Source organism: Pseudomonas sp. MNR3A (assembly GCF_009650575.1).
Lineage (GTDB): Bacteria > Pseudomonadota > Gammaproteobacteria > Pseudomonadales > Pseudomonadaceae > Aquipseudomonas > Aquipseudomonas machongensis.
In genome coordinates, this window is the sequence record NZ_VZZS01000006.1 from 17,154 (window position 1) to 33,000 (window position 15,847).

General features: G+C 63.9%; 16 protein-coding genes. 11 read left to right on the top strand and 5 right to left on the bottom strand.

The window, feature by feature from the left end:
- The 8 genes from cobU (at position 1) to F6X62_RS04425 (ending at position 5,685) form a co-directional block, all read left to right on the top strand.
- On the top strand, positions 1-522 hold the full coding sequence (cobU, locus tag F6X62_RS04395; protein ID WP_153772800.1) for a bifunctional adenosylcobinamide kinase/adenosylcobinamide-phosphate guanylyltransferase: 522 nt from the start codon (positions 1-3) through the stop codon (positions 520-522).
- The gene (cobT, locus tag F6X62_RS04400) at positions 519-1,574 is read left to right on the top strand and encodes a nicotinate-nucleotide--dimethylbenzimidazole phosphoribosyltransferase (protein WP_153772801.1); all 1,056 of its coding nucleotides are present in this window, start codon (positions 519-521) and stop codon (positions 1,572-1,574) included. The genes cobU and cobT overlap by 4 nt, the downstream gene beginning before the upstream one ends.
- A complete protein-coding gene (cobC, locus tag F6X62_RS04405; protein ID WP_112898973.1) occupies positions 1,571-2,140 on the top strand; it encodes an alpha-ribazole phosphatase family protein in 570 nt (189 codons plus the stop codon). The genes cobT and cobC overlap by 4 nt, the downstream gene beginning before the upstream one ends.
- Positions 2,140-2,874 (top strand): adenosylcobinamide-GDP ribazoletransferase, encoded by a 735-nt coding sequence (locus F6X62_RS04410; RefSeq protein ID WP_153772802.1) that lies wholly within the window; start codon positions 2,140-2,142, stop codon positions 2,872-2,874. Before cobC ends, F6X62_RS04410 begins: the two co-directional genes overlap by 1 nt.
- Positions 2,875-3,302: 428 nt before the next feature.
- Positions 3,303-3,707, top strand: a complete 405-nt coding sequence (locus tag F6X62_RS04415; RefSeq protein WP_151926335.1) for a MarR family winged helix-turn-helix transcriptional regulator — start codon at positions 3,303-3,305, stop codon at positions 3,705-3,707.
- 63 nt (positions 3,708-3,770) lie between these two features.
- Positions 3,771-4,973 (top strand): MFS transporter, encoded by a 1,203-nt coding sequence (locus F6X62_RS04420; RefSeq protein ID WP_153772803.1) that lies wholly within the window; start codon positions 3,771-3,773, stop codon positions 4,971-4,973.
- Entirely contained in the window at positions 4,970-5,092 is a 123-nt protein-coding gene (locus F6X62_RS25345) for a hypothetical protein (RefSeq protein ID WP_256673900.1), read from the top strand. The genes F6X62_RS04420 and F6X62_RS25345 overlap by 4 nt, the downstream gene beginning before the upstream one ends.
- Before the next feature lie 41 nt (positions 5,093-5,133).
- On the top strand, positions 5,134-5,685 hold the full coding sequence (locus F6X62_RS04425) for a glutathione peroxidase (RefSeq protein WP_153772804.1): 552 nt from the start codon (positions 5,134-5,136) through the stop codon (positions 5,683-5,685).
- Positions 5,686-5,709: 24 nt separating this feature from the next.
- On the opposite strand, the gene F6X62_RS04430 is transcribed toward F6X62_RS04425, so the two are convergent.
- Positions 5,710-5,967: a DUF2798 domain-containing protein gene (locus F6X62_RS04430; protein ID WP_153772805.1), complete on the bottom strand. Its 258-nt coding sequence runs from the start codon at positions 5,965-5,967 to the stop codon at positions 5,710-5,712.
- Positions 5,968-6,085: 118 nt separating this feature from the next.
- On the opposite strand from F6X62_RS04430, the gene F6X62_RS04435 reads away from it, so the two are divergent.
- A complete protein-coding gene (locus F6X62_RS04435; protein WP_054890936.1) occupies positions 6,086-7,015 on the top strand; it encodes a LysR family transcriptional regulator in 930 nt (309 codons plus the stop codon).
- 43 nt (positions 7,016-7,058) lie between these two features.
- Here F6X62_RS04435 and F6X62_RS04440 read toward each other — a convergent pair whose 3' ends face one another.
- The 3 genes from F6X62_RS04440 to F6X62_RS04450 all read right to left on the bottom strand — a co-directional run bounded on the left by F6X62_RS04440 (position 7,059) and on the right by F6X62_RS04450 (position 9,420).
- Entirely contained in the window at positions 7,059-8,321 is a 1,263-nt protein-coding gene (locus F6X62_RS04440) for an OmpP1/FadL family transporter (RefSeq protein WP_065862202.1), read from the bottom strand.
- Positions 8,322-8,466: 145 nt separating this feature from the next.
- Positions 8,467-8,949 carry a hypothetical protein gene (locus F6X62_RS04445; protein WP_153772806.1) on the bottom strand — a complete coding sequence of 161 codons (483 nt, stop codon included), beginning with the start codon at positions 8,947-8,949 and terminating at the stop codon, positions 8,467-8,469.
- Between the two features lie 246 nt (positions 8,950-9,195).
- The gene (locus F6X62_RS04450) at positions 9,196-9,420 is read right to left on the bottom strand and encodes a hypothetical protein (protein ID WP_054890933.1); all 225 of its coding nucleotides are present in this window, start codon (positions 9,418-9,420) and stop codon (positions 9,196-9,198) included.
- A 955-nt stretch (positions 9,421-10,375) separates the two neighbouring features.
- Here F6X62_RS04450 and F6X62_RS04455 point away from each other — a divergent pair.
- Positions 10,376-10,798 carry a tetratricopeptide repeat protein gene (locus tag F6X62_RS04455; protein WP_153772807.1) on the top strand — a complete coding sequence of 141 codons (423 nt, stop codon included), beginning with the start codon at positions 10,376-10,378 and terminating at the stop codon, positions 10,796-10,798.
- 168 nt (positions 10,799-10,966) lie between these two features.
- Positions 10,967-12,340 (top strand): DNA recombination protein RmuC, encoded by a 1,374-nt coding sequence (gene rmuC, locus F6X62_RS04460; protein WP_178117523.1) that lies wholly within the window; start codon positions 10,967-10,969, stop codon positions 12,338-12,340.
- On the opposite strand, the gene F6X62_RS04465 is transcribed toward rmuC, so the two are convergent.
- Positions 12,312-15,788 (bottom strand): NahK/ErcS family hybrid sensor histidine kinase/response regulator, encoded by a 3,477-nt coding sequence (locus F6X62_RS04465; RefSeq protein WP_153772809.1) that lies wholly within the window; start codon positions 15,786-15,788, stop codon positions 12,312-12,314. The two genes, rmuC and F6X62_RS04465, sit on opposite strands and share 29 nt — an antisense overlap.
- Between the last annotated feature and the right edge of the window lie 59 nt (positions 15,789-15,847).

The following is a 15,847-nucleotide window of genomic DNA, read 5'->3' on the forward strand; positions in this document are numbered from 1 at the left end:
ATGCGCAACCTGATCCTCGGTGGTGCCCGCTCGGGCAAGAGCCGCCTGGCCGAGCAACTGGCCGTGGCCAGTGGTTTGCCGGTCACCTATATCGCCACCAGCGAGCCGCTGGACGGCGAGATGAATGAACGCGTGCGCCTGCACCGCGAGCGCCGGCCTTCTGACTGGGGGCTGATCGAAGAGCCTCTGGCCCTGGCCCGCGTGCTGCGCGCCGAAGCAGACGAAAGGCGTTGCCTGCTGGTGGATTGCCTGACCCTGTGGCTGACCAATCTGCTGATGCTCGATGACCCGCAGCGCCTGGTCGAGGAGCGTGACGCGCTGCTCGACTGCCTGGCCAGCCTGCCTGGCACGCTGATCCTGGTCAGCAACGAAACCGGCCTGGGCGTGGTGCCCATGGGCGAGCTGACCCGCCGTTACGTCGACCTGGCCGGCTGGCTGCACCAGGCCGTGGCCGAACGCTGTGAGCGCGTGGTGCTCACGGTTGCCGGCCTTCCTCTCATGCTCAAAGGACCTGCTCTATGAACACCTCCTGGTGGCTCGATGCCTGCCAACCCCTCGACAACGATGCCATGGAGCAGGCGCGCACCCGTCAGCAGCAACTGACCAAGCCCGCCGGATCGCTGGGCCAACTGGAAGCGCTGGCGATTACCCTGGCCGGCCTGCAAGGTCGCGAGCGTCCGACCCTCGAGCGCGTGGCGATCGGCTTGTTTGCCGGTGACCATGGCGTGGTGGAGGAGGGTATCTCCGCCTATCCCCAGGCTGTGACTGGCCAGATGTTGCGCAATTTCGTCGGCGGTGGGGCGGCGATCAGTGTGTTGGCGCGTCAATTGGAGGCGACGCTGGACGTGGTCGACCTGGGGACCATCGACCCGGAACTGCAACTGCCGGGCGTGCATCACCTGCGCCTGGGCGCCGGCACTGCCAACTTCGCCCGCCAGCCGGCGATGACCGACGCGCAACTGCGCGCCGCGCTCGGGGCCGGGCGCGACAGTGCCTTGCGCGCCGCAGGCCAGGGCGCACAGCTGTTTATCGGTGGCGAGATGGGGATTGGCAACACCACGGCAGCGGCAGCCCTGGCCAGCGCATTGCTGGGGTGCCCGGCCGATGCCCTGAGCGGCCCGGGTACTGGGCTCGACAGTGCCGGCGTGCGGCACAAGGCCGAGGTGATCGAGCGAGCCCTGGCACTGCATGGCCTGCAGAACGCTGACCCGCTGCGGGCATTGGCCTGCGTCGGTGGTTTCGAGATCGCGGCGCTGGCGGGTGCATACCTGGCCTGCGCGCAGAGTGGGGTCGCGGTGCTGGTCGACGGCTTCATCTGCAGCGTGGCGGCCTTGGTTGCCGTACGCCTCAATCCGCAGTGCCGTCAGTGGCTGCTTTTCGCCCACCAGGGCGCCGAGCCTGGACATCGTGTCTTGCTCGAGGCGCTGCAGGCTGAACCGTTGCTGGCCCTCGGGCTGCGCCTGGGCGAGGGCAGTGGTGCCGCGCTGGCGGTGCCGCTGATGCGCCTGGCCTGCGCCCTGCACGGGCAGATGGCGACCTTCGCCGAAGCGGCGGTGGCGGATCGTCCGGCATGATCCTCGATCTGCTGCGTCATGGTGAGACCGAACTGGGCGGCGGCTTGCGCGGCAGCCTGGACGACGCCCTGACCGCGCAGGGCTGGGCGCAGATGCGCGCGGCTGTCGCGGTGGGTGGGCCTTGGGATGTGCTGGTCAGTTCGCCGTTGCAGCGTTGCGCACGTTTCGCCGACGAACTGGGCGCAAGTCTCCAACTGCCGGTGCAACTGGAAGCGGGTGTGCGCGAGCTGCACTTTGGCGAGTGGGAAGGACGCAGCGCGGCGCAGATCATGCAGACCGAAGCGGACGCGTTGGGGCGTTTCTGGGCCGACCCCTACGCCTTCACGCCGCCTGCAGGCGAGCCGGTGGCCGACTTCGCCGAGCGTGTGCTGACAGCGGTCGAAACCCTGGCCCGGCAACACTCCGGCAAGCGCGTGCTGCTGGTGACCCACGGCGGTGTCATGCGCCTGTTGCTGGCCCGCGCCCGTGGATTGCCGCGCGAGCAGTTGCTGCAGGTCGAGGTGCGGCACGCTGCGCTGATGCGTCTGGCGCTGCAGGCCGACGGCCAGTTGCGTGAGGTGGTTTGATGCTGCCGTTCTGGATTGCCCTGCAGTTTCTCAGCAGCCTGCCGGTAAGCCTGCCGGGCATGCCGGAGCCGCGGCAGATGAGCCGTTCGCTGCTGTTCTACCCGGCAGTCGGGTTGCTGTTCGGCCTGCTGTTGTGGGCTGCCAGCGCGCTGCTGCAGGGCGTTGCGGCACCGTTGCAGGCTGCACTGCTGCTGGCCTTGTGGGTGCTGCTCAGCGGCGCCCTGCACCTGGATGGCCTGGCCGACAGTGCCGACGCCTGGTTGGGTGGCTTCGGCGATCGCGAGCGCACCTTGCAGATCATGAAAGACCCGCGCAGTGGCCCGATTGCCGTGGTCACCCTGGTGTTGGTGCTGCTGCTGAAGTTCTGTGCCCTGTGGGTGCTGGTCGAGCGTGGCGCGGGTGCCTGGCTGGTTCTGGCGCCAGTGGTCGGGCGGGCTGCGATGCTCGGTTTGTTCCTCTGTACACCTTATGTGCGTGCCGGGGGGCTGGGCTCGGCACTGGCCGAACACCTGCCCAGGCGTGCGGCGGGCTGGGTACTGCTGGGTACTGCCGGGGTTTGCCTGGTGCTGGGCGGTTGGGTGGCGTTGTGGGTAATGTTGCTGGCACTGGCGGTATTCGCTGGGCTGCGGCGGCAGATGTGCCGACGATTGGGTGGTACCACAGGTGATACCGCAGGCGCTTTGCTGGAGCTGCTTGAGTTGACGGTGGTGGTGGGGCTGGCGCTTTCGTATTGATACACGTGCCTTTCAAGGTGTTTGCGTAGAGGCTGGCATGTGCTTGCCGAAAGGTTTTCAGCGCCTGTGAGATCGAGCGCCGCCCGCGCGGCGCTTCGCGGGCAAGCCCGCTCCCACATTTGTTTCGGGTCAGTTTCTCCTGTTTCCATCGGTGCCCGCCGCCTTGGCGCATGGCTGGATATGGATGAAAGGCGATCGCTCAAATGTGATAACGGATAGAGCAGATAAGGGGCACCCGCCAATCACTCAGGAATAATTGGCCCGAAATAGATGTGGGAGCGGGCTTGCCCGCGAAGCGCCGCGCGGGCGGCGCTCGATCTCATAGACGCTGAAAGACTTTCGACGAGCACCTGCCAGCCCTCACGCAAGCCCTGAGCAGGCGCAGAAATTTCTTGCAACATCCAAGGTGCGGGTATATACACGCATTTATGTTGACCAGTGAATGCATCTGCACCCATCTACGTCGTGCCGCCCGTGGGGTGAGCCGACATTACGACGAAGCCTTGGCGGATTTCGGGATCAATGTCGCGCAGTTTTCCTTGTTGCGTCATCTGCAGCGGCTCGACCAGCCGAGTATTACCAGCCTGGCTGAGGCCATGGGCCTGGATCGCAGTACCCTGGGCCGCAACCTGCGTGTGCTGGAAGCTGACGGGCTGGTGACGCTCGGCGAGGGCAGCGACCAGCGCAATCGCCTGGTGTGCCTGACCGAAGCAGGCAAGGCGTGCCTGGCTGCCGCACATCCTGCCTGGGAGCAGGCTCAGCTACAGTTGGTCGAGCATCTGGGCGAGAGTCAGCGCGATGAACTGGTTCGCTTGCTGGAGCGTTTGGCCTGAAATGTGCCCTATAAAGCGGGTATATACCCGCACAAACCTTGCGATGGCTAGGAGACAACAACAATGACTTCTGTTTGGCGAACCAGTGGCTGGGTGCTGCTCGGGGCGGCGCTGATCCTGGCGCTGTCGCTGGGTGTGCGACATGGCTTTGGCCTGTTCCTGGCCCCCATGAGCGCCGATTTTGGCTGGGGGCGCGAAGTCTTCGCCTTCGCCATTGCCCTGCAGAACCTGATCTGGGGATTGGCCCAGCCGTTCGCCGGCGCGCTGGCCGATCGCCTGGGCGCGGCGCGGGTGGTGATCATTGGCGGCATTCTCTACGCTGCCGGCCTGGTACTGATGGGCATGGCCGATTCGATCTGGTCGTTGTCGCTGAGTGCTGGCTTGCTGATCGGCATCGGGCTTTCCGGTACCTCGTTCTCGGTAATCCTCGGTGTGGTTGGCCGTGCGGTGCCGCCGGAGAAACGCAGCATGGCCATGGGTATTGCCAGCGCGGCGGGATCGTTCGGCCAGTTCGCCATGCTGCCGGGTACGCTTGGGCTGATCCAGTGGCTGGGCTGGTCGGCAGCGTTGCTGGTGTTGGGTTTGATGGTGGCGCTGATCGTGCCTTTCGTCGGGCTGCTGCGTGATCGGCCGCTACCCAGTCAAGGCGGCGAGCAGACGCTGGGCCAGGCACTGCGCGAGGCGTGCTCGCACTCCGGTTTCTGGTTGCTGGCCCTGGGCTTTTTCGTCTGTGGCTTCCAGGTGGTGTTCATCGGTGTGCACCTGCCGGCCTATCTGGTCGACCAGCACTTGCCGGCGACCATCGGTACCACGGTGCTGGCACTGGTCGGGTTGTTCAACATTGTCGGCACCTACACCGCCGGCTGGCTGGGCGGGCGCATGTCCAAGCCGCGTCTGCTGACCAGCCTGTATCTGCTGCGGGCGGTGGTGATCGTGCTGTTCCTGTGGGCACCGGTGACCGAATTCAGCGCCTACCTGTTCGGCATCGCCATGGGCCTGTTGTGGTTGTCGACGGTGCCGCTGACCAACGGCACGGTGGCGACCCTGTTCGGGGTGCGTAACCTGTCGATGCTGGGGGGCATCGTGTTCCTGTTCCACCAGCTTGGCGCCTTCCTCGGTGGCTGGCTGGGCGGGGTGGTCTATGACCACACGGGCAGCTATGACCTGGTCTGGCAGATCTCCATTCTGCTCAGCCTGCTGGCGGCGGCCCTCAATTGGCCGGTGCGCGAACGCCCGGTTGCGCGCCTGCAGGCCAAGGCGGCATGAACCGCTCCTGGCTGCGCGGGCTGCTGGTGGCGGGTGCGCTGCTGGTGCTGGCGCTTGCCTGGTGGGGCTGGCATCAGGGCGGATTGGCATTGATGCAGCTGGGCATGGGCGTTTGTTAAGCGCTACCCTGCAAGGAATTGTCTTGTAGGAGATTGGGAACATGCTTACGCGTTGGCTCGCAGTACCCTTGCTCGCTTTGGCGGCCACTTCCTCCAGCTGGGCCGCCGATTGTCCGGCGCTGCTGCAAGGCAGCCTGCCGGAGCTACGCGGCAAGGGCCAGGTCGATCTGTGCCAGCGGTACGCTGGCAAGCCGCTGGTGGTGATCAATACCGCCAGCTACTGCGGCTTCGCGCCGCAGTTCGAGGGGCTGGAGGCTGCCTACAAGGAGTACCACGAGCAGGGGCTGGAAATGCTCGGCGTGCCCTCCAACGATTTCAAGCAGGAAGATGCCGACAGCGAGAAGACCGCCAAGGTCTGCTACGCCAACTACGGTGTCACCTTCACCATGACCAAGACTCAGCCGGTGCGCGGCAAGGATGCGATCCCGCTGTTCGTCGAGCTGGCAAAGCAGAGCAGTGCACCCAAGTGGAATTTCTACAAGTACGTGGTGGACCGGCGAGGCAAGGTGATCGGCAATTTTTCCAGCCTGACCAAGCCGGATGATCCGGCGTTCCGGGCGGCTATCGAGAAGGCCATAGCTTCGCAGCCCTGATGCGGTGCTGTCTCGTGCGGGCGGTCAGTGCGGATGCACGGTGATGGCCACCAGGCGCATCACCACGGGCCGCACCATGAGCACGCAGACGAACGCCACCGGCATCGCCAGTTGGTAGGCCTGGAGCACCTTGCGCAAGTAGCCTTGGTCGATGCCGGCCGTGGCAGCGGTGATCACGAAGCACATCAGCATCGCCATGATCGCCGACATGTAGAAGGCGAAGACATAGGGTGTGGCACTGGCGCGGAGCTTGCGACGGCGTGGCTGGGGCAAAGGGGTCATGAGGGCGCCTCTCGGTTGGACATGAGAAGCGCAGGTTAACAATGGTCAGTTGTGCGCTGTAGACCAGCCGGGTTGAGTTCTTTATAAAGAGATTCTTACGAATCCCAAGAGCGCAGCCATGGATCTGCTCAATGCCATCCGCAGTTTCATCAAGGTCGTCGAGGCTGGCAGCATTGCCGGTGCAGCGCGCACACTGGGCCTGAGTGCGGCAGCGGTCAGCCAGAACCTGGCGCGCCTGGAGGCGCACCTGCAGGTCCGTCTGCTGTCGCGCAGCACGCGCAGCATGGCGCTCACGCCTGCTGGCAGCCAGTATTACAGCCGGGTCAAGCATGTAGAACGTGACCTGATCCTGGCCGAACAGGAGGTCACCACCCCCGATACCGAGCCGCAGGGGCGCTTGTGCATTGCCGCCTCATCGGCGTTCGGGCGCCGCATCCTGGCGCCCCTGATTCCTGCCTTCAGTGCGCGCTATCCGCTGCTTTCGATAGAAATGGTTGCGAGTGATCGCCGGGTCAGTCATGCCCGCGAAGATGTCGATGTCAGTCTGCGTATTACGCCGCAGCTGGAAGATCATCTGCTGGCGCGACATATCGCCCGGATTCCGTTCATCTGTTGCGCCTCGCCGGGATATCTGGCCAGGGCTGGCCGACCCACCACGCCCGAGGCGCTGCGTGATCATCGCTGCCTGGTGTTGCGTTATCCGGTCGATGGTCGCCTGCTGCGCTGGGGCTTTGTGCGTGATGGCATGCGCTTCGAGGCGGAGTTCGACAATGTATTGATCAGCGACGACATCGAGGCCCTGGCGGAAATGGCGCTCAATGATGGTGGGGTGACGCGCCTGGCCGAGTTCCTTGTGCGTCCGCACCTGGACAGCGGTCAGTTGGTGCCGTTGTTCGACTCTGCCCAACCTGGCGAGGCCTATGCGCAGACCGAACCGATGGATGTGTTCCTGTGCGTGGCCGATCGCTTTGCCATGACCACCAAAGTGCGGGTATTCATGGAGTACCTGCAGGCGAGCCTTGGCGAGCATTGGCGCGTGCAGGCATGAAAAAACCGCCACGAAGGCGGTTTTTCATGCAGCCTGAACCCACTCAGAAGCGGTAGGTGAGCGACGCTCCGATGCCGTGAGCGCTGTTCTCGTACTTGGCCTGGTAGGTGCCTTTGGTGGCGCTGGCCAGGTTCACCTTGGTGTCCTCTTCCCACAGGTAGGAGTAGGCCACGTCGATGGTCACGTCGTCGGTCGGGCTATAGCCGGCACCCAGGCTGAAGATCTTGCGATCGCCAGTAGGGATGCGCGGAGAGCGGTCGTGGTTGTTGGTTGGCGACTGGTCGACGGTGAAGCCGGTGCGCAGGGTCCACTCCTTGTTCACCTTGTACGAGGCACCGATGGCGTGAGCCCAGGTGTCGTGCCAGTTCTGCTCTTCGCTGATGGTGCCGAACTGGCCGGCCAGCGGTGCAGGGACGTCGTTGGTGACGGTGATGTCCTTCAGACGGCTCCAACGGGTCCAGGTGCTGCCTGCGTACAGGGTCCACTGGTCGTCGAGTTCGTGGGTGACCGAGAAGTCCACCGACTCGGGCGTCTTGATCTTCAGGTCGGCGTCGAATTTGCTGCCGCTGAACGGGCCGATCAACGCGTTGTTGATCTTGGTCTTGCCTTCGAGCTTGTAGTCGACCATCGAGTGGTAGGTCAGGCCGAGGCGGGTGCGGTCGGTGGCCTGCACCAGGATACCGATGTTGTAGCCAACGGCGGTGTCATCACCCTTGATCTTCACTTCGCCATCGTTGCGGCCAGGGGAGCGCGGGTTGATGGTGCTCGAACCCAGCTCGCCCTCGATGCGGTTGATGGTCGGGCCGAAACCGATCGACACCTTGTCGTTGAAGGCGTAGCTGACGGTCGGCTGGAAGGTGACCACTTCGACGTGGCTCTTCTTGCCCCAGTAGCGTGCCGCGTGGTTGCTGCCGTAGTCGGTGACCAGGCCGAAGGGCACGTAGACGCCGAAGCCCAGGCTCCAGTGATCGTCGATTGGCTTGACGTAGTAGCCCATGGGCACGCCTACGAACGGCACCATGTCACCGTCCATTTTCCCGCCCAGGTTGCTGCCGCGGCCGGAAATGTCGGTCTTGGCGATGACGGCTGCGCCGCCTACGGTGATCTGTTCGCGCTTGAGGCGCGACATGCCGGCAGGGTTTCCGTAAATGGTGCTGGCATCGTCGGCAGAGGAAGAACGACCCGCAAAACCTGTCCCCATGCCACTGACGCTCTGTTCGTTGAGGGCGAAGCCGCTGGCGAACAGTTGGCTGGAAGCGAGCGCGATAGCGACGCCGAGAGAGGTTTTGAGCATGACTGTTTTCATTATTAGAACTCCTTGGGATCTCCGGGGCGAAAAGCTACCAACAAATCACGCACTACGCCATAGCCTGTATCGGCGGAGATAGAGCGGTTTTGTAGGACAATCCGACCAAAATTCCCTTTTTTCCGGTTTGCTTGTAGGACGGTTCTTAAGATGCCTGGGACATTATCGGATTTACCCAGCAGTGCCAGGCCTGCGTGAAGTCGCGGAGGCGTCCCTGGGGGTGGAAGGTCTGTCGCCAGATTCGTGCGAGCCCTAGAAGATCGTCGGGGGCGGGTAGAGGCGTGGCCTGTTCTTCGATGAGCATCCAGGCGATGGCGGTGGCATAGCGCAGGTTGACCGTCAGCTCCAGGTGCGGGCCACCAAGGAAGGCATGCTGACTGGCAAGCCCGCGGACCAGGCTTGCCAGCTCGGGATCGCGGGCCAGGTAATCGTCCCAGAGGGTTTGATGGCGCGTCTCGCCGATCCTGTACAAGCCGTGACCGCGACGGTCATGCAGGGCTGCTCCAAGGCTGGACTGGCTAGCTGCGACGCCCAGCAGCAAGGCTTCGGCGCTCGCGCTATGGCGATCCAGGTAGATCAGCGTGGGGCGGATCACATATTGACTCAACTCGTTCGCAGCGATACCCATGATGCCCTCGAACTGTCAGGGGCCGACGGGCGCTGGAGCTTGGCAGCTAATGGATGATCAGGCCCGCCGGAAGCGGCTCGCACCGCTCGAGTTGAAGTGTAGTGTGATAATCATGGTGTAAAGGGCTGTTTTTAAATCGATTGCTGCCGCAGCGCCTCTGCCATATGCCTTGTGGCAATTAAGCAAAGAGCGTTTCGGGCAGCAATCAGGGGCGGTCATTCATGGGGTGAATCCTCACCCATTCATTCATGCGACCAACGACTGGCGGGTGCGATCGATCACCGCCTGCAGCGGCTCTGCGTGGGTGTATTGCTCTGGATACAGGCGCTCGGTGTGGCAGGCCACGCCGTGTTCGTCGACCAGGGTGAAGCTGAAGCTGCCCTTGCGAGGGGCAACGATGAGGCACTTCAGTGGGGCGAAGGCCTGAGAAAGCGTGCCGAAGGCGCGCTGGATCTGATGGTGATTAGTCATTTTTTTAGATTTCCTGCTCAAGACACGGGTTTCGATCCATGCACAATAGAAACGTTCCGGTGACGCCTTTATTAAGGGAGGCGAAAAACCTGACCGGAACAGAGCAGCCAGAGGTAGCGCAAGCACAAGTAAGGCGCCGGGCTGACTGGTAGGTACTTCGGAAGGCGGGCAGCATCCCACGGACCAGGTTCGAGGCCACTGGGTGAAGATCCCGATCAATCTGTCATTAGGTGATTCGTGCTGGAGCGGCTGTTGCCGTCGAGGGAATCATCGAGTGGGCCGGTCCTGGTTTCAGCGGTGCTACCCGGGGAGGGTGGCCATTCGCAAGGACGTTGCGGCCAGAATTGACGTTCAGCTTGGTACTAACGGCGGCCACACTACTGGAAGGTTTGCGGCATGGCAAGCGTTTTTTGATTTTCTTCAGCGAAGCCGAGCATTATCTCTGTTCGTGGTGCATCTGTGAAGGGATGGGTTGCGGTAACACGATGCTGTTTTCCCGCCGTGGTGCGAGCCTGCGCACTTTGTTGGCGCACTTGTGCACACTTGGAGCATGACTTGTAACTGTTCTGCAACGTCTTCCCCGGACGCCGCCAATGACTTGACTGAGCCCTTAAGTCAATGAAAAAAAACACTTATTTAGGCTGGTGAAAAAATCGTCAGTTTGACTGTAAGCCCCATTCCACAGGGGTTTGCGGGCGCCAAGGGGGGGTTGTCCACCGAGTTATCCACAGGTTCTGTGGATTGTCCCTAGGGCTTGCTCTAGGACGGGCGTGCCAGCTGTTTTCGGAAGGGTCCGACACCTAGCCATGGAAAATACTTACCGCCTTTCTCTGGGGTGAAAACGTCAAGAAAAGAACCATGAAATATTTTTTTCCGACGCCCCAATGTTGCCCCGGGCCTTTGTCGAAAAAATCGAGTAGAGTGGCGCGCCTCTCGAATCACCATCGCTGTTGTCATGAAGTTTCGTGGTAAATCCCCCGCCGGTTCCCCCGCCATTGCGCCGTTGGTTTCTCCCAAGCGCTTTTCCCTGAAAGTGGCCCTGTGGCTGCTCGACAACCCGCGCCTGGCTGACAAGCCCAGCGTCAAGCACCTCGCTGGGCGCATGCTCAAGCAACCCGCCCGGCAGGGCGTGGTGGTAGCGCAGAGTCGCCTGGGGCAGATGCTCTGCCGTGACTGTGGCACTGCGCGGGATCGGCGTATCGGCCATGAGCTGCTGCGCCAGGCCGCCCGCGCCGGTGACAGTCGGGCTCAGCTCGAATATGGCCGGTTGTGCCAGGCGCAGGATCCCGAGCAAGCGCGGTACTGGCTGGAGCTGGCGGCGGGACAGGGTTCGCAGGAGGCGCGGCGGCTGCTTGGCCTGCTGCCTTCGGTGCAATAGCACCGGCAAAAAACCTGTAAGCTGCGCACAATCTAAGCGTTGACCGGAGCAAGCATGGCAGTGGACCTGGCCAGTATTCTATTGGGCATCGTGGCTGCCGCGGTGCCGTGCCTGGGGTGGGTGTTGCAGGTCCAGCGTCGGCTCGCCGCCCGCCAAACCGAAACCGGCCTGATGCAGGAACGCCTGAGTGCCGCGCAGTTGGCCCAGGCTGGCCTGCAGGCGCAGCTCGAAGCCTGCCGCGACGAGATCAGCGACCTCAGCGAAGCCAACAGCCACAAACAGGCGACACTTGCTGCGCAGAATCGCGAGCTGGAACTGTTGCAGAACGAGCGCGACAACGCGCGCGATGCCGCCCATGCCTGGAGCCTGGAGCGCGCTACCCGCGAAGCCGAACTGCGTCGCCTGGAGGCTCAGGCTGCGCGGCTGGACGCCGAACTGCGCGAGCAGCAGGAAAGCCACGCCCAGCGCCTGGACGACTTGCAGGAAGCCCGCGATACGCTACGTGCCCAGTTCGCCGAGATGGCCACCAAGATTTTCGACGAGCGCGAGCAGCGCTTCGCCCAGACCAGTCAGCAGCACCTGGGACAATTGCTCGATCCGCTCAAGGAGCGCATCCAGGCCTTCGAAAAGCGTGTGGAAGAGAGCTACCAGCAGGAGGCCCGCGAGCGCTTCTCGCTGGGCAAGGAGCTTGAGCGCCTGCAGCAACTCAACCTGCGTCTGTCTGATGAGGCCACCAATCTCACCCAGGCGCTCAAGGGCCAGAAGACCCAGGGCAACTGGGGCGAGTTGATTCTCGAGCGGGTACTGGAGCATGCGGGCCTTGAGAAAGGCCGCGAGTACCAGACCCAGGTCAGCCTGAAGAGCGCCGATGGCGAGCGTTTCCAGCCCGATGTGCTGATCATGCTGCCGGGGGACAAGCAGGTGGTGGTCGATGCCAAGGTCAGCCTCACCGCCTATCAACAGTTCGTCTCCGGCAATGACGAGGCGGCGCTCAAACAGCACGTGCAGTCCTTGCGCAGTCACGTCAAAGGCCTCTCCAGCAAGGATTACAGCCGGCTGGATGGCTTGCACAGCCTGGATTTCGTATTGCTGTTCGTACCCATCGAAGCGGCCTTCTCGGCAGCGCTGCAAGCGGAGCCGGGCCTGTTCCAGGAAGCCTTCGACCGACAGATCGTCATTGTCAGCCCCACCACCTTGCTCGCGACCCTGAGGGTCATCGACAGCCTGTGGAAGCAGGAGCGTCAGGGCCAGAACGCCCGCGAGATCGCCGAGCGTGCGGGTTGGCTGTACGACAAGTTCGTGCTGTTCATCCAGGACCTGGACGAGCTCGGTGCGCGCCTGCAGCAGGTCGACAAGGCCTACGCCGCAGCGCGCAACAAACTGTGCGAAGGGCGCGGCAATCTGATCAGCCGCAGCGAGCAGCTCAAGCTGCTGGGCGCGCGCGCCAGCAAGAGCTTGCCTGCCGACCTGCTGGAGCGTGCGCTGTCGGATGAGGCGCTGGCCGATGCAACGCTTACTGAACCAGGCTCAGATGCCGATTGAGCAACGCACGCAGGGCGGCGGGCTTGACCGGCTTGGCCAGGTAGTCCAGCCCTGCAGCATGCACCTGGGCGATGGTTTCGTTGCGCCCGTCGGCACTGATCACCACGCCTGGAACGGGTTCGCCCAGGCGCGTGCGTAGCCAGGCCATCAGGCCAGTACCGGTTTCGCCGTCGTCCAGGTGGTAGTCCACCAGCGCCAGGTGCGGGCGCATGCCCTTCAATAGCAGCGCCTCGCACTCGGCCTGGTTGCGTGCGGTCCAGACCTGGCAGCCCCAGCGCCCGAGCAGGCTGTTCATGCCGATCAGGATGCTGTCTTCGTTGTCCACGCACAGTACCTGCAGCCCGGCGAGCGGTTGCCCGCCCGGTTCCACGGGCGCTGCGGGCGCTGCCACCGGATGCCTGGCGATCGGCACGCTGACCCGGAACACGCTGCCCTTGCCTGGCCACGAGCGCACTTCCAGTCGATGCCCGAGCACCCGGCACAGGCCATCGGCGATTGCCAGGCCCAGGCCCAGGCCTTTTTCGGCGCGGGTCTGATGGCTGTCCAGGCGTTTGAACTCCTGGAAGATCACCTGCAGTTTGTCGTCGGCGATGCCCGGACCGCGGTCCCAGACCTCCAGCCAAAGGTGCTCGCCTTCGCGTCGAGCGCCCAGCAGGATCGGGCTCTTGCCGTAACGCAGGGCGTTGGTGAGGAAGTTCTGCAGCACCCGGCGCAACAGTTTCATGTCGCTGGCGACTTGCAGCCGGCTGCCGCGCAGGCGGAATTCCAGGCCTTTCTCGGCCGCCAGTACCTTGAACTCGGCGCCCAGGGTGTCGAACAGTTCGTTGAGCGCGAAGGGCTTGATGTCGGGGGTGACCTTGCCATTCTCCAGGCGCGAGATGTCCAGCAGGTCGCTGATCAATTCCTCTGCCGAGCGCAGCGAGCTGTCCATGTGCTGCACCAGTTGCTGGGCCTCTTCACTCAGGCCCTCGGCCTGTTGCGACAGGGCGGCGGAGAACAGCCGCGCGGCATTCAGCGGTTGCATCAGGTCGTGGCTGACGGCAGCGAGGAAGCGGGTCTTGGACTGGCTGACCGCCTCGGCATGGCTCTTGGCCTCCGACAACGCCTGGTTCAACTGCGACAGCTCGTGTGTGCGCTCGGCCACGCGCTGCTCCAGGCCCTCGTTGGCGTCCTTGAGCGCCTGTTCGGCTTCGCGGAACGGGGTGATGTCGGTAAAGCTCATGACGAAGCCACCGCCGGGCATGGGATTGCCGATCAGTTCGATCACCCGCCCGTTGGGGAACAACCGTTCCGAGGTGTGCGCCCGGCCCTGGCGCATCCAGTGCAGGCGCCTCGCCACGTGCACCTGCGCCTCGCCCGGGCCGCACAGGCCGCGCTCGGCGTTGTAGCGGATGATGTCGGCGATCGGTCGGCCGACACTGATCAGCCCGTCGGGGTAGTTGAACAGTTCGAGATATCGACGGTTCCAGGCCACCAGGTGCAGGTTCTGGTCGACCACACTGATGCCCTGGTTGATGTTCTCGATGGCGCCTTGCAGCAGGGCGCGGTTGAATTGCAAAACCTCGCTGGCTTCGTCGGCGATGCGCACCACGTCTTCGAGCTGCATGTCGCGGCCTTCGATGGCGGCCTTGACCACCGCACGGGTGGAGGAGGTGCCGAGCACGCCAGCGAGCAGGCGCTCGGTGTGTTCGATCCAGTCGCCGTCGGCGTTCTGGTTGGGGTTGAAGCCCTTGCCCTGGCGGTAGGCGAAGCGGATGAAGCTCTGCCGCGCGCGTTCCTCGCCGACGAAACGCGCGGCAAGGTTGAGCAGATCGTCGATCTGCACGGCCAGCAGAGGGCGGCTGCTGGGGCGGGCGCTGGTTTGCTGGCCGATGAAGCGCCCGGCCTGCCAGTGCTCGGAAACCCGGGTGCGCGACAGAATCGAGACCCAGGCAAAGAGCATGAAGTTGCCCGCCAGCGACAGCACCACCCCTTGTGTCAGCGGGGTGATCGGCAGGTCCAGCGGGTTGCCGTGCAGCCAGGCAAGGCCGGGGAACAACTGCAGCGACCAGCCCAGGCTATGGGCGGCGATCGGCAGCACCAAGGTGTAGAACCACAGGAAGATGCCCGCAGCGAGGCCGGCGAACACGCCGCGGCGGTTGGCCTGCTTCCAGTACAGGGCACCGAGCATCGCCGGGGTCAGCTGGGTGACTGCGGCGAAGGCGATCTGGCCGATGGTCGCAAGGCTGGCGGTGGAGCCGAGCAGGCGATAGCTGACGTAGGCCAGCAGCAGGATGACCACGATGGCCACCCGGCGCACCGAGAGCATCCAGTGGCGGAACGCCTCGAACGGGCGCTCGGCGTTGGTGCGTCGCAGCAGCCAGGGCAGCAGCATGTCGTTGGAGACCATGGTCGACAGCGCCACCGCCTCGACGATCACCATGCCGGTAGCGGCCGAGGCGCCGCCGATGAAGGCCAGCAGGGCCAGGCTCGGGTGGGCTTCGGCCAGCGGCAGACTGATGACGAAGGAGTCGGAGATCACCGTGCCTGGCAGCATCATCTGCCCGGCCAGGGCGATCGGCACCACGAACAGTGCCGCCAGCACCAGGTACAGCGGGAACACCCAGCGGGCCAGGCGCATGTCCTGAGGCTCGATGTTCTCGACCACGGTGACGTGGAACTGCCGCGGCAGACAGATGATCGCCATCATCGCCACGGCGGTCTGCACCACCATCGATGGCCAGTTGATCGTCTCCTGCCAATAGCTTTCCAGGTGGATCGACTGGCGCGCCTGGCTGAACAGGTCGTCGAAGCCGTCATACAGGTTGAACACCACGAAGGCGCCCACGGCAAGAAACGCCAGCAGCTTGATCAGGGACTCGAAGGCGATGGCCAGCACCATGCCGCGATGGTGCTCGGTGACATCCAGGCTGCGCGTGCCGAAGACGATGGCGAACAGCGCCAGCACCAGCGACACCACCAGCGCCGTGTCCTGCACCCGGGTGCCGGTAGCGTCGGGAGTGGCCCCGATCAGCAAGTTGACGCCGAGCACGATGCCCTTGAGCTGCAGGGCGATGTAAGGCAGCACGCCGACCAGACAGATCAGTGCAACCACCACCGCGAGCGTCTGCGACTTGCCGTAGCGGGCGGCAATGAAGTCGGCGATCGAGGTGATGTTCTGCTGCTTGCTGATCAGCACCATCTTCTGCAGCACCCAGGGTGCGAAGATCAGCAGCAGCACCGGGCCCAGGTAGATCGGCAGGAACGCCCAGAGTTGCTCGGCCGCCTGGCCGACGGCGCCGAAGAAGGTCCAGCTGGTGCAGTACACCGCCAGCGACAGGCTGTACACCCAGGCGCGCAGGCGCGGCGGCAACGGCGTGCTGCGACGGTCGCCGTAGAAGGCGATGGCGAACATGACGGCCATATAGGCCAGGGCGACCACGGCGATCAGCCCGCTGGACAACGACATGCAAACTCCGGAGCAAAAATGAAAACGCGGTCCCGATCAATCAGTCTGGCACGCGGGCG

Bases quoted from the DNA above. Each gene is read 5' to 3' on its own strand.
- cobU (WP_153772800.1), top strand. From the start codon at position 1: ATGCGCAACCTGATCCTCGGTGGTGCCCGCTCGGGCAAGAGCCGCCTG.
- cobT (WP_153772801.1), top strand. From the start codon at position 519: ATGAACACCTCCTGGTGGCTCGATGCCTGCCAACCCCTCGACAACGAT.
- cobC (WP_112898973.1), top strand. From the start codon at position 1,571: ATGATCCTCGATCTGCTGCGTCATGGTGAGACCGAACTGGGCGGCGGC.
- F6X62_RS04410 (WP_153772802.1), top strand. From the start codon at position 2,140: ATGCTGCCGTTCTGGATTGCCCTGCAGTTTCTCAGCAGCCTGCCGGTA.
- F6X62_RS04415 (WP_151926335.1), top strand. From the start codon at position 3,303: ATGTTGACCAGTGAATGCATCTGCACCCATCTACGTCGTGCCGCCCGT.
- F6X62_RS04420 (WP_153772803.1), top strand. From the start codon at position 3,771: ATGACTTCTGTTTGGCGAACCAGTGGCTGGGTGCTGCTCGGGGCGGCG.
- F6X62_RS25345 (WP_256673900.1), top strand. From the start codon at position 4,970: ATGAACCGCTCCTGGCTGCGCGGGCTGCTGGTGGCGGGTGCGCTGCTG.
- F6X62_RS04425 (WP_153772804.1), top strand. From the start codon at position 5,134: ATGCTTACGCGTTGGCTCGCAGTACCCTTGCTCGCTTTGGCGGCCACT.
- F6X62_RS04430 (WP_153772805.1), bottom strand. From the start codon at position 5,967: ATGACCCCTTTGCCCCAGCCACGCCGTCGCAAGCTCCGCGCCAGTGCC.
- F6X62_RS04435 (WP_054890936.1), top strand. From the start codon at position 6,086: ATGGATCTGCTCAATGCCATCCGCAGTTTCATCAAGGTCGTCGAGGCT.
- F6X62_RS04440 (WP_065862202.1), bottom strand. From the start codon at position 8,321: ATGAAAACAGTCATGCTCAAAACCTCTCTCGGCGTCGCTATCGCGCTC.
- F6X62_RS04445 (WP_153772806.1), bottom strand. From the start codon at position 8,949: ATGGGTATCGCTGCGAACGAGTTGAGTCAATATGTGATCCGCCCCACG.
- F6X62_RS04450 (WP_054890933.1), bottom strand. From the start codon at position 9,420: ATGACTAATCACCATCAGATCCAGCGCGCCTTCGGCACGCTTTCTCAG.
- F6X62_RS04455 (WP_153772807.1), top strand. From the start codon at position 10,376: ATGAAGTTTCGTGGTAAATCCCCCGCCGGTTCCCCCGCCATTGCGCCG.
- F6X62_RS04465 (WP_153772809.1), bottom strand. From the start codon at position 15,788: ATGTCGTTGTCCAGCGGGCTGATCGCCGTGGTCGCCCTGGCCTATATG.